The organism is Bordetella genomosp. 7, assembly GCF_002261415.1.
Lineage (GTDB): Bacteria > Pseudomonadota > Gammaproteobacteria > Burkholderiales > Burkholderiaceae_B > Bordetella_A.
Genome location: NZ_NEVI01000015.1, coordinates 21,668 through 33,316, shown reverse-complemented (window position 1 = coordinate 33,316; position 11,649 = coordinate 21,668). Strand labels below are relative to the sequence as shown.

Below are 11,649 nucleotides of genomic sequence, written 5' to 3'. Positions count from 1 at the left end.
TGGTCATGCAGGACGCTTACGCGCGTTTCTTGGCGATCATCCCTACGACAAACAACACTATGATGGCGCCGACCACGGAGCCGATCCAGCCCGCCGGCTCACCCGGAGCGTACCACCCCAGCGATTGGCCGAGGAACCCGGCCACAACCGCGCCGATGATGCCCAGGATGGTAGTCATGATGATGCCCATGTTCTGGTCGCCGGGCATGATGGCGCGGGCGATCAGCCCCACGACAAAGCCGACGATGATCATAATGATGATGCTCATACGCGTGCTCCTCTTCCAAGTGTAGGGGTCAACCTGGCCATGATACCCATCGGGGGGGCTCCGGCACTGTAACAACACGTATTTGGGGCATATCCGCAACACCTCGGCCGCCGCTTGCGACGTTGCGCGCCCGTGCGATCAACTGGTAAGCGCTATCAGTTGGCGCAGATCCTTGACCATTGCATCGATACTGTCCGTATCGGAAGCCAGCAACCTGGCTTTCCCCGCATTGTCGAAGATATACACGCCGCGGCTGTGGGTCACATCGTAGATCTCGGCCGAGTCCCCGGGGCGGGGCTTTTCGATCTGGTAGGCCACGCGATAGCGGCGCGCCAGATCGGCGATTTGTTTTTCGCTGCCCGTTACGCCGATGGCCTGGTTGTTGAACGCGTCGACGTATGCCTGCAATACGTCCGGCGTGTCGCGATGCGGGTCTACGCTGACGAACACAATGCGCACGTTCTTGGCCTGTTCGCCCAATTGCTGCAGCACCGCCGTCAGTTGCGCCATGGTGGTGGGGCAGACGTCCGGGCAGCTTGCATAGCCGAAAAAGAGCAGCACCGTTTCGCCTTTGAGCTCATCCGAGGAGACGGTCTTGCCATGGGCGCCGTTGAGCTCGAAGCGCAGGTCCGGCAGATGCCCCTTGATGTCGTAGAGAGTCCAGTTGGCGGTCTTTTCACCGCAGGCGGCCAGCAGAGTGCAGGCAGCCAACAGCAAGGCTCGCACGGCGCGGCCGGAAAACAGAGCAAACATATCGGGGTCTGGCGCTATGTGCGCCGCAAGTTCAGGACGACAATAAGTTGATTCTAGCGCGTCGGGTGGTCTGGCCCGGGCGCGGGTGCCCGGCCCAGGCCGCACAATGCCGACGCCCAGTATCAGGCGGCGGCCATGCCGCTGTGGCGCAGCAACGCGTCGATGCGCGGTTCGCGGCCGCGAAAAGCCTTGAACGATTCCGCCGCGGGCCGCGCGCCGCCCACCGCCAGGATTTCTTTGCGGAACCGGGCTCCGGTGTCGGGGTCGAGCGTGCCGTCCGCGCCGGCCTGGGCCGCTTCTTCGAATGCTTCATAGGCATCGGCAGACAATACTTCGGCCCATTTGTAGCTGTAGTAGCCCGCGCCGTAGCCGCCTGCGAACAAATGCGAAAAACTGTGCGGCAGGCGATGCCACTGGGGCGGGAACAATACCGCGACCTCGCTTCGCACATGTTGCAGCAGGTCGAGCGTTTCGGTAATTGACGCGCCCTGAGCCCGATCGTGCAGCAGCATGTCGAAGAGCGCGAACTCGATCTGCCGCACCGTCTGCATGCCGCTCTGGAAATTGCGCGCCGCCAGCAGCTTGTCGAACAATGCGCGAGGCAGGGGCTCGCCGTGTTCGACGTGCGCCGACAGGCGCTGCACTACGGGCCATTCCCAGCAGAAGTTTTCCATGAACTGCGAAGGCAGCTCAATGGCGTCCCATTCGACGCTGGCAAACGCCGCCGCGGCCGGTTCGTCGACTTCGGACAGCAGCGCATGCAGCGCATGGCCAGCTTCATGGAACAGGGTGATGACATCGTCGTGCGTCAGCAACGCCGGCTTGCCGTCGCCCGGCCGCGCGAAATTGCACGTCAGGTATACGACGGGCGTCTGCAGCTCCTGGCCCAGGCGCCGGCGGTTGCGCTCGCTGTCTACCCAGGCGCCGCTCTGCTTGCCCGACCGGGCATACAGGTCCAGATACAGATGGCCCACGAGTTCGCCGTCCGGCGTTTCGACGCGCACGCCGCGCACGTCTTCGTGCCAACGCGACACCTCGGTTTCACGCAGGCGCACATTGAATAAAGTCTCGGCCACCTGGAACAGGCCCTGCAGCACGCGGGGCTCGGTAAAGTACTGCTTGATCTCGTCCTCGGAATACGCGTAGCGCGATTCGCGCAGCCGTTCGGATGCATACGCAATATCCCAGGGCTGCAGCGTGTCCAGGCCCAGTTCGGCAGACGCGTACGCCTGCAGTTCGGCCAGGTCGCGTTCGGCGTGGGGCCGCGCGCGGGCGGCCAGGTCTCGCAGAAAGCGCACGACCTCGTCGGCGTCGCGCGCCATGCGTGTCTGCAGGCGCAGTTCGGCGAAGGTCTGGTAACCCAGCAGGCGGGATTCCTCCGCACGCAGCGCAAGCAGCTCTTCGATCAGCGGTGAGTTGTCGAACTGCGCGTCACCCTGTTCGGAGGCAACGGTGCCATAGGCGCGGTACATTTCTTCGCGCAGCGCCCGGTCGCGGGCGTACTGCATCACCGGCAGATAGCACGGCATTTTCAAGGTGAGCTTCCAGCCGGGTTTGCCATCGTCTTGCGCGGCCTGGCGCGCCGCCTGGCGCGCGTCGGCGGGCAGGCCGTCAAGCCGGCTTTCGTCGTCGATGAACATCGACCACGCATCTCGCGCGTCCAGGACGTTTTCCGAGAATTTCTGGGTGACCTGGGCTTCACGCTCGGAAATGGCGGCATAGCGTTCGCGCGCCTGGCCTTGCAGCTCGACTCCGCTCAGGCGGAAATCGCGCAACGCCAGGTCGACGATGCGGCGGCGCACCGGGTCCCAGTTGTCAAAGCCTGCCGAGGCGCGCAGGCGCTGGTATTGCTTGTACAGGCCCTCGTGCAGGCCCACCCAGGTCGAGAACTCGGTCACCAGCGGCAGCGCGGCGTTGTAGGCTTCGCGCAGTTCGGGGGTGTTGACGACGGCGTTCAGGTGGCCTGCGACCGACCAGGCGCGCCACAGGCGTTCGGTGGCCGTATCCAGCGGCTGCGCCACGGTTTCCCATTCGGCCGGCAGCGCCGGATCCGCGGCCGCCTCGACCGCCCGCCGCGCGACATCGAGCAGTTCCTGGATCGCCGGGACGATGTGCGCTGGCGTAACCGCCGCATAGTCGATCAGGCCGGACATGGGGGCAAGCAAGGGATTCTGGGTCATGGACGAGCGGTAGCGGGAAATAAAAGAAGTATTACAACAGGTGAGGGCAGGGCGCGGGAAATCAAGCGCCGTCGTGGCCCGGAAACGCTGCGACCTGGCGGGCGTCGGTGGGGTGTCTGACACCCTGCGGGAGTCAGACACCGGTATGGGTGAAGTCGTGAGGTGTCTGACACCCTTGGGGAGTCAGACACCGGTATCGGTGACGCCGTGGGGTGTCTGACACCCTTGGGGAGTCAGACACCGGTGTCGGTGACGTCGTGGGGTGTCTGACATCCTGCGGGAGTCAGACACCGGGTGGGTTGGGTCGGGGGCGGGGCGGAGTGGTGTCTGACTCCCAAAGGGTGTCAGACACCGGCATAGCCGCACAAAACGTCACACACCGGCATAGCCGCACAAAGCGTCATACACCGGCATTAGCCGCACGAAGCGCGGCAGGCGCCGGCGAAGCCGCAAAGATTCAGCCCGCGGCCCTTTCGGCGGCTTCGACGGTATTGACCAGCAACATCGCGATGGTCATGGGGCCCACGCCGCCGGGCACGGGAGTGATGGCGCCCGCCACCTCGCGTGCCGAGGCGAAATCCACGTCGCCGCACAATTTGCCGTCGGCGCCGCGATTGATGCCGACGTCGATGACGACCGCGCCCGGCTTGATCATGTCGCCGGTGATCATGCCGGGCTTGCCGGTGGCTACCACCAGCACATCGGCCCGGCGCGTCTGAGCGGCCAGGTCGCGCGTCTTGGAGTTACAGATAGTGATCGTGGCGCCGGCCTGCAGCAGCAGCATGGCCATGGGCTTGCCCACGATATTGCTTGCGCCCACGATGACTGCCTCGGCGCCGCGCAGCGGCACGCCTTCGGCTTCAAGCATCTTCATCACGCCGTACGGCGTGCACGGCCGGAACAGCGGCTGCCCCGTCATCAGCAAGCCCGCATTGCTGACGTGGAAGCCGTCCACGTCCTTTTCGGCGGCAATCGCTTCAATGACCTTGTGGCTGCTCATGTGGGCCGGCAACGGCAATTGCACGAGAATGCCGTGGATGGCCGGGTCGCGATTCAGGGCATCGATGCGCTCGAGCAGTTCGGCCTCTGACATGCTGGCCGGATATTGCTCTTTGATCGAGTACAGGCCCGCTTTTTCGCAGGCGGCCACTTTATTGCGCACATACACCTGCGAGGCAGGGTCGTCGCCCACCAGCACCACGGCCAGGCCGGGCCGCGCGCCCCGGGCCGCCAAGGCCTGCACGCGCCGGGCGACGTCTTCGCGGATACGCTGCGCCAGAGCCGCGCCGTCGATGATGCGGGCGCCCGTGTGCGCCGTGGGAGAGAGATCCTGCCGGGTCATGCATGTGCCTCGGGTTTGGCCAGCGCGACCTTCATCAGGTCGGCCACCGTGGTGACTTCCAGTTTTTCCATGATGTTGGCGCGATGCGCCTCTACCGTCTTGATGCTGATGCCCAGGTCATCGGCAATCTGCTTGTTCAGGCGTCCGGCGACGATGCGTTCCAGTACCTGTTGTTCGCGCGCGGTCAGGCGCGCCAGCATGGCCTCGTGGTCTTTCTGGGCCTGGAACTGGCTGACACGCTGCGTGGCCTGTTCCAGCATGCGCGCCACGATTTCGCGCAGGTCGGATTCGTTGAAGGGCTTTTCCAGGAAGTCCACGGCGCCTTTCTTCATGGTCGAAACGGCCATGGGGACGTCGCCGTGCCCCGTGATGAACACGATGGGCAGCGGCGCGTTGCGCGCAAGAATCTGTTCCTGCAGCTCCAGGCCGCTCATGCCGGGCATGCGCACGTCGGCGATCAGCACGCCCACCTGTGCCGGGTCATACTCTTCAAGAAAGGTCTCGCCGCTGGCGAACGAGCGTACGCGGTAGCCGTTGGCCTCGAGCAGCCAGCGCAGCGAATCGCGTACCGCTTCGTCGTCGTCGACAATGAATACCGTGCTCGACTGGGGGGGGGTGTTCATGCGTGCAACTCCTCGGGCTGATCACTCTGCGCCGCCTTGTCGGGCGTGGCGCAGGGCAGGGTAAAGCGGAAAATAGTACCGCCGCTGGGGTTGGGGTCGGCCCACAGGCGGCCGTGATGCGACTCGATAATCGTACGGCAGATGTTCAGCCCCATGCCCAGGCCTTGCGACTTGGTGCTGAAAAAAGGTTCGAACAGGCGTTCCGGTTCGGCCAGGCCATGGCCTCGGTCGACGACGGCCACCTCGATCTGCTGTTCATGCTGGATCACGGCGACCTTGAGCACGTCGGAATCGCTGTTTTCCATGGCCTCAAGGCCATTTTTCAACAGATTGAGCAGGACCTGCTCGATAAGAATGGGGTCGGCCAGCACATCGGGCACGTTCGAAGGCACGAACGGTTCGATGCGGATGCGGCGCTTGCGGGCGTCGATTTCGGCAAAGCCGATGGCGTTGTCGACGATGCGGCCGATGGGCGCGCGCTGGCGGCGCGGCTCGCTGCGCTTGACGAACTCGCGGATGCGGCTGATGATCTTGCCGGCCCGCTCGGCCTGCGCGGCCGCTTTTTCCAGGGCAGGCAGCAGCATGGTCGGGCTGGTGTGCCCGGCCTTGACCAGCGCCACCGCTCCCATGCTGTAGTTGGCGATGGCCGTCAGCGGCTGGTTCAGTTCATGAGCCAGCGACGATGCCATTTCGCCCATGGTGGTCAGCCGGCTGGTCAGCTGGATTTTTTCTTGTTGCAGCCGCGAAGCCTCTTCGTGCTGGCGGCGCTCGGTGATATCGCGCGCCACCTGCATGCGCACCCGGCGGCCATCGGTCCAGGCCAGCATGCGATGGTGCACTTCGAACCAGCGCTGCACCGATGGCGCGAACACTTCCACCGATTCGTCGGTAAAGCGGCCGCGGCGTCCGGCCAGCAGTTCATCGTGGCCGCCAGTCTGGGCGCCGAACACGCGGCGGTAAGTGCGGTTGGCAAACAGCAGCTCGAGCCCGTCGTGCGTGTCGGCGGTAACCGAAATGGCGTCGTCCAGGCCTTCCAGCACGGTCATGAAACGCTCGTGCGCCGCCGTAAGGGCTTCGCGGATGCGCTTGGGCTCGGTGATGTCCGTCATCGAGGTCATCCAGCCGATCTGCGTGCCGTTGGGATCGAGCAGGGGCGATACATACATGCGCGCGGTAAAGCGCGAACCGTCGCGGCGCTGCGCCTCGACTTCCAGGCCGCTGCTGGGCGTCTTGCCCGAGGTCAGCACGTCCAGCGTATGCTGGTGCTGCTCGTAGCGGCCGGGCACCCAATACGGGAAAGGCGGGCTGCGGCCGATAAGGTCGGCTTCGTTCCAGCCTATCATCCGGCAGAAAGCGGGATTCACATAGGCAATGCGGCCTTCCATGTCCAGCACGCGCATGCCGGTGGACATGGAGTTTTCCATCGCGCGGCGAAAACCCGTTTCGGCGATCAGCGCGGCTTCTGCCTCGGACCGGAAGCGCGTATAGCGCCACAGCATCAACAGGCTGATGATGATCACGCACGACAGGGCGATCACCACCCACAGCAGACGCTGCTGGCGGACTTCCTGGTCGATGGTGACAAACATGACGCTGTCGTCATGCAGGCGCTGCAGCCAGAAGAAGGCGCCCATCACGCATAAATACAGAATCAGCACCACCGCCGGCGTAATCCAATACACGCCGCGCCTGCGCTGGCGGGCGTGGTCGTGGAACGAATTCGGTATGTTGGATTTGGGCGGGCTGGACATAACGTTCGGGCCGTTTAGTGCGGGCATTTTAGAGCCTGTTGCAATCGCTTGCGCGATTGAGGCTATCGGGCCCGGGTGTGGGGCCCGTATATATTCAGCTCCTTGTCAACATTCCACATTACGAAATGCCGTACCGCAACATGAAATTTTCTGTGGGACGGGTTACTCTTCGCCTTTAGCGTCCCTTGCCGTACCCTATTGAGTCGATCGGCATGGCAATGGATAACCCCGGCACGTGCCGGACTACTGGTCTGCCCAGCCCGTCATCCGGGAAGGGCGTGCTCGAATTCACAGGAGACACACGATGTCCTCTAACGCCCAGGCTCGCGCGCTATCTGCCGCCAATGACGAAGACACCCTGGAAACCCAGGAGTGGCTCGAAGCCCTGGCCGCCGTGCTCGATCGCGAAGGTCCCGAGCGCGCCCATTACCTGCTCGAGCGCCTGATCGATGCGGCGCGTCGTTCCGGGGCGCATATCCCATTTTCGCCGAACACCGCATACGTCAACACCATTCCGCCCGGGCTGGAGCCCGGGCATCCCGGCAATCTCGAGCTGGAGTCGCGTATCCGCTCGTACGTGCGCTGGAACGCCATGGCGATGGTGGTCAAGGCCAACAAACACAACCCGCCGGACGGCGGCGACCTTGGGGGGCATATCGCCTCGTTTGCTTCGCTGGCCACCATGATCGGCTGCGGGCAGAACCACTTCTGGCACGCCGAGACCGAAGACCACGGCGGCGACCTGGTGTATTTCCAGGGCCACACGTCGCCCGGCATGTATGGCCGCGCCTATCTCGAAGGCCGCCTGACAGAAGAACAGCTTAACCATTTCCGCCAGGAAGTCGATGGCAAGGGCCTGTCATCGTACCCGCACCCGAAGCTGATGCCGGATTTCTGGCAGTTTCCCACGGTGTCGATGGGCCTGGGCCCCCTGATGGCCATTTACCAGGCGCGGTTCCTGAAATACCTGCATGCGCGCGGCATTGCCGACACCAGCAAGCGCAAGGTCTGGGTGTTCTGCGGCGACGGCGAAATGGACGAGCCCGAGTCGCTGGGCGCCATCTCGCTGGCGGCACGCGAGAAGCTCGACAACCTGATCTTCGTCATCAACTGCAACCTGCAGCGGCTGGACGGCCCGGTACGCGGCAATGGCAAGATCATCCAGGAACTCGAAGGCGACTTCCGCGGCTCGGGCTGGAACGTCATCAAGCTGATCTGGGGCGGCTATTGGGATCCGCTGCTGGCGCACGACAAGGAAGGCATTCTGCGCCAGATCATGGAAGACACCGTGGACGGCGAATACCAGGCGTACAAGGCCAATGACGGCAAATTCGTGCGCGAACACTTCTTCGGCAAGCATCCCAAGCTGCTCGAGGCGGTATCGCGCATGAGCGACGAAGACATCTGGCGCCTGAACCGCGGCGGCCATGACCCGCACAAGGTGTATGCCGCGTTCAAGGCCGCCACCACCCACCAGGGCCAGCCCACCGTCATCCTGGCCAAGACCATCAAGGGTTACGGCATGGGCCATGTCGGCCAGGCCAAGAACCCCACTCACCAGCAGAAAAAGCTCGAACTGGATGCGATCCGCGAATTCCGCGACCGCTTCGCCATCCCCATTCCCGACGATCAGCTGGAAAAACTGCCGTACTTCAAGCCGGCCGAAGATTCGCCGGAAATGCAATACCTGCATGAGCGGCGCCGGGCGCTGGGCGGGTACCTGCCCAAGCGCCGCGTCAAGGCCGACGAGCACCTGAAGGCGCCCGCCCTGGACGCGTTCAAGGCGGTGCTCGAACCCACCGCGGAAGGCCGTGAGATTTCCACGACCCAGGCGTTCGTGCGCGTGTTGAACCAGCTGTTGCGCGACAAGGAACTCGGCCCGCGCGTGGTGCCCATCCTGGCCGACGAATCGCGCACCTTCGGCATGGAAGGGCTGTTCCGCCAGATCGGCATCTATGCGCCGGAAGGGCAGAAGTACACGCCGGTGGATAAAGACCAGGTCATGTACTACAAGGAGTCGGCCGACGGCCAACTGCTGCAGGAAGGCATCAACGAAGCGGGCGCCATGAGCTCGTGGATCGCGGCGGCCACGTCGTACTCCACGAACAACCGGATCATGATCCCGTTCTTCATCTATTACTCGATGTTCGGCTTCCAGCGCGTGGGCGACCTGACCTGGGCCGCCGGCGACATGCAGGCGCGCGGCTTCCTGTTGGGCGGCACCGCCGGGCGCACCACGCTCAACGGCGAAGGCCTGCAGCACCAGGACGGCCACAGCCACATCCTGGCCTCGACCATTCCGAACTGCGTGTCGTACGACCCGACCTTCGCGCACGAAGTGGCCGTCATCATCCAGCACGGCCTCAAGCGCATGGTCGAAGACCAGGAGAACGTGTACTACTACCTGACGGTGATGAACGAAAACTACCCGCAGCCCGGCCTGAACAAGGGCGACGAGGAAGGCATCATCAAGGGGATGTACAAGCTGAAGTCGCACGGCAAGGGCAAACTGCGCGTGCAATTGCTGGGTTCGGGCACCATCCTGCGCGAAGTCATCGCCGCGCAGGATCTGCTGGAAGCCGACTGGGGCGTCGCTTCGGATGTCTGGAGCGTGACCAGCTTTACCGAGCTGCGCCGCGACGGCCTGGACGCCGACCGCCACAACCTGCTCCACCCGGAGCAGAAGCAGCCGCAAGTGCCGTACGTGACCGCCCAGCTCGCCAAGACCGAGGGCCCGATCATCGCGTCCACCGACTACATGAAGTTGTTTGCCGACCAGATCCGGCCCTTCGTGCCCGCCGACCGCACCTACCGCGTGCTGGGCGCCGATGGGTTCGGGCGGTCCGACTTCCGCTACAAGCTGCGCGAGCACTTCGAGGTCGACCGTCATTTCGTGGTGCTGGCCGCCTTGCGGTCCCTGGCCGACGAGGGCAAGGTGCCCGTATCCAAGGTTGCCGAGGCCATCAAGAAATACGGCATCAATCCCGAGAAAGCCAACCCGCATCACGCCTGAAGGTAAACAGACATGAGCAAACTCGTGGAAATCAAGGTTCCGGACATAGGCGACTTCAAGGAAGTGGAAGTCATCGAAGTGCTGGTGTCCGAGGGCGACACGATCAAGGCCGAGCAGAGCCTGATCACGGTGGAGTCGGACAAGGCGTCGATGGAGATTCCCGCCTCGGCCGGCGGTGTGGTGAAGTCGGTGAAGGTGAAGGTGGGCGACAAGGTGGCCGAAGGCGCCGTCATCCTTGAAATCGAGGCCGGCGAAGCGTCGGAGTCCGACTCATCCGATTCCCAAAAGGCGTCGGACACAGCCGGCAAACAACAAGCCGCGGACGACGCTCCCCGCACCCAGGGCCAGACCGTGGAAGCGCCCGACGTAGAACCGGCGGCGGGCAAGGCCCGGCCGGGCGGCGTCACTGAAATCGCGGTGCCGGACATCGGTGATTTCAAAGAGGTCGAAGTCATTGAAGTCATGGTGGCGGTGGGCGACACCATCGAACCCGAGCAAAGCCTCATCACCGTCGAGTCCGACAAGGCCTCGATGGAAATCCCGGCCTCGGCCGGCGGCGTGGTCAAGGAAGTCAGGGTGAAAGTGGGCGACAAGGTCGCCAAGGGTACCGTTATCGTGGTGGCAGAAGGCCAGGGCGGCGACGCCCAGCCGCAACAGGCCGCCCAGCCGGCCAGCCCGGCGCAGGGCCAGGCGCAGGAACAGCCTGCCGCCGCCAAGGACGCCACCGCCGCCCGGGCGGCGCCCGCGCCAGCCGCCAAGGCTCCTCCCACCGCTGCGCTCGAAGACCCGGGCCTGCCGCCCGGCAAGCTGCCGTACGCGTCGCCTTCGGTGCGCAAGTTTGCCCGCGAACTGGGCGTGAACCTGAGCAAGGTACAGGGGTCGGGCCGCAAGGGCCGCATTACCGCCGACGATGTGCGTGGCTTCGTCAAGCAGGCGCTGGCCGCGCCGGCGGCTGGCGGCGCGAGCCCGGATGGCGCCGCGCTGGGCCTGCTGCCCTGGCCGCAGGTCGACTTCACCAAGTTCGGTCCGATCGAAGCCAAGCCGCTGTCGCGCATCAAGAAGATTTCGGGCGCCAACCTGCACCGCAACTGGGTCATGATCCCGCACGTCACCAACAATGACGAGGCGGACATCACCGACCTGGAGGCGCTGCGCGTCACCCTGAACAAAGAAAACGAGAAGTCCGGCGTAAAGATCACCATGCTGGCCTTCCTGATCAAGGCCGTGGTTGCAGCCCTGAAGAAGTTTCCGGAGTTCAACGCGTCGCTCGATGGCGATCAGCTTGTCTACAAGCAGTACTACCACATCGGCTTTGCCGCCGATACGCCCAACGGGCTGGTGGTGCCGGTGATCCGCGACGCCGACAAGAAGGGCATACTCGACATCGCCAAGGAAATGGGCGAACTGTCGAAAAAGGCTCGCGAGGGCAAGATTTCCCCGGCGGAAATGCAGGGCGGCTGCTTTTCGATCTCGTCGCTGGGCGGCATCGGCGGCACGCACTTCACGCCCATCATCAATGCGCCCGAAGTGGCCATCCTGGGCGTGTCGCGCTCGGCGCACAAACCGGTATGGGACGGCAAGCAGTTCGTGCCGCGCCTGATCCTGCCGCTGTCGCTGTCGTACGACCATCGCGTCATCGACGGCGCGGCCGCTGCGCGCTTTAACGCGTACCTGGGCCAATTGCTGGCCGACTTCCGTCGCATTGCGCTGTAACCGGGG

8 protein-coding genes are annotated in these 11,649 nt (G+C 64.1%); 2 read left to right on the top strand and 6 right to left on the bottom strand.

Annotated elements, in window-relative coordinates:
* Nucleotides 1-16: 16 nt before the first annotated feature.
* The 6 genes from CAL18_RS09355 to CAL18_RS09330 all read right to left on the bottom strand — a co-directional run bounded on the left by CAL18_RS09355 (nt 17) and on the right by CAL18_RS09330 (nt 6,917).
* A complete protein-coding gene (locus tag CAL18_RS09355; RefSeq protein WP_026639700.1) occupies nt 17-268 on the bottom strand; it encodes a GlsB/YeaQ/YmgE family stress response membrane protein in 252 nt (83 codons plus the stop codon).
* A 138-nt stretch (nt 269-406) separates the two neighbouring features.
* Entirely contained in the window at nt 407-1,021 is a 615-nt protein-coding gene (locus CAL18_RS09350) for an SCO family protein (RefSeq protein ID WP_026639699.1), read from the bottom strand.
* Nucleotides 1,022-1,143: 122 nt separating this feature from the next.
* Entirely contained in the window at nt 1,144-3,201 is a 2,058-nt protein-coding gene (locus CAL18_RS09345) for a M3 family metallopeptidase (RefSeq protein ID WP_094817732.1), read from the bottom strand.
* 457 nt (nt 3,202-3,658) lie between these two features.
* Nucleotides 3,659-4,543, bottom strand: a complete 885-nt coding sequence (folD, locus tag CAL18_RS09340; RefSeq protein ID WP_051423761.1) for a bifunctional methylenetetrahydrofolate dehydrogenase/methenyltetrahydrofolate cyclohydrolase FolD — start codon at nt 4,541-4,543, stop codon at nt 3,659-3,661.
* Entirely contained in the window at nt 4,540-5,166 is a 627-nt protein-coding gene (locus CAL18_RS09335) for a response regulator transcription factor (protein ID WP_026639696.1), read from the bottom strand. The genes folD and CAL18_RS09335 overlap by 4 nt, the downstream gene beginning before the upstream one ends.
* Nucleotides 5,163-6,917 carry a PAS domain-containing sensor histidine kinase gene (locus CAL18_RS09330; RefSeq protein WP_026639695.1) on the bottom strand — a complete coding sequence of 585 codons (1,755 nt, stop codon included), beginning with the start codon at nt 6,915-6,917 and terminating at the stop codon, nt 5,163-5,165. The genes CAL18_RS09335 and CAL18_RS09330 overlap by 4 nt, the downstream gene beginning before the upstream one ends.
* Before the next feature lie 304 nt (nt 6,918-7,221).
* On the opposite strand from CAL18_RS09330, the gene aceE reads away from it, so the two are divergent.
* On the top strand, nt 7,222-9,930 hold the full coding sequence (gene aceE, locus CAL18_RS09325; protein ID WP_026639694.1) for a pyruvate dehydrogenase (acetyl-transferring), homodimeric type: 2,709 nt from the start codon (nt 7,222-7,224) through the stop codon (nt 9,928-9,930).
* A gap of 12 nt (nt 9,931-9,942) precedes the next feature.
* On the top strand, nt 9,943-11,643 hold the full coding sequence (gene aceF / locus CAL18_RS09320; RefSeq protein ID WP_094817731.1) for a dihydrolipoyllysine-residue acetyltransferase: 1,701 nt from the start codon (nt 9,943-9,945) through the stop codon (nt 11,641-11,643).
* The last annotated feature ends 6 nt before the right edge of the window (nt 11,644-11,649 follow it).

Excerpts from the sequence above, each read along its gene's own strand:
- CAL18_RS09350 (WP_026639699.1), bottom strand. The coding sequence starts at position 1,021 with ATGTTTGCTCTGTTTTCCGGCCGCGCCGTGCGAGCCTTGCTGTTGGCT.
- CAL18_RS09345 (WP_094817732.1), bottom strand. The coding sequence starts at position 3,201 with ATGACCCAGAATCCCTTGCTTGCCCCCATGTCCGGCCTGATCGACTAT.
- CAL18_RS09335 (WP_026639696.1), bottom strand. The coding sequence starts at position 5,166 with ATGAACACCCCCCCCCAGTCGAGCACGGTATTCATTGTCGACGACGAC.
- folD (WP_051423761.1), bottom strand. The coding sequence starts at position 4,543 with ATGACCCGGCAGGATCTCTCTCCCACGGCGCACACGGGCGCCCGCATC.
- CAL18_RS09330 (WP_026639695.1), bottom strand. The coding sequence starts at position 6,917 with ATGTCCAGCCCGCCCAAATCCAACATACCGAATTCGTTCCACGACCAC.
- aceF (WP_094817731.1), top strand. The coding sequence starts at position 9,943 with ATGAGCAAACTCGTGGAAATCAAGGTTCCGGACATAGGCGACTTCAAG.
- aceE (WP_026639694.1), top strand. The coding sequence starts at position 7,222 with ATGTCCTCTAACGCCCAGGCTCGCGCGCTATCTGCCGCCAATGACGAA.
- CAL18_RS09355 (WP_026639700.1), bottom strand. The coding sequence starts at position 268 with ATGAGCATCATCATTATGATCATCGTCGGCTTTGTCGTGGGGCTGATC.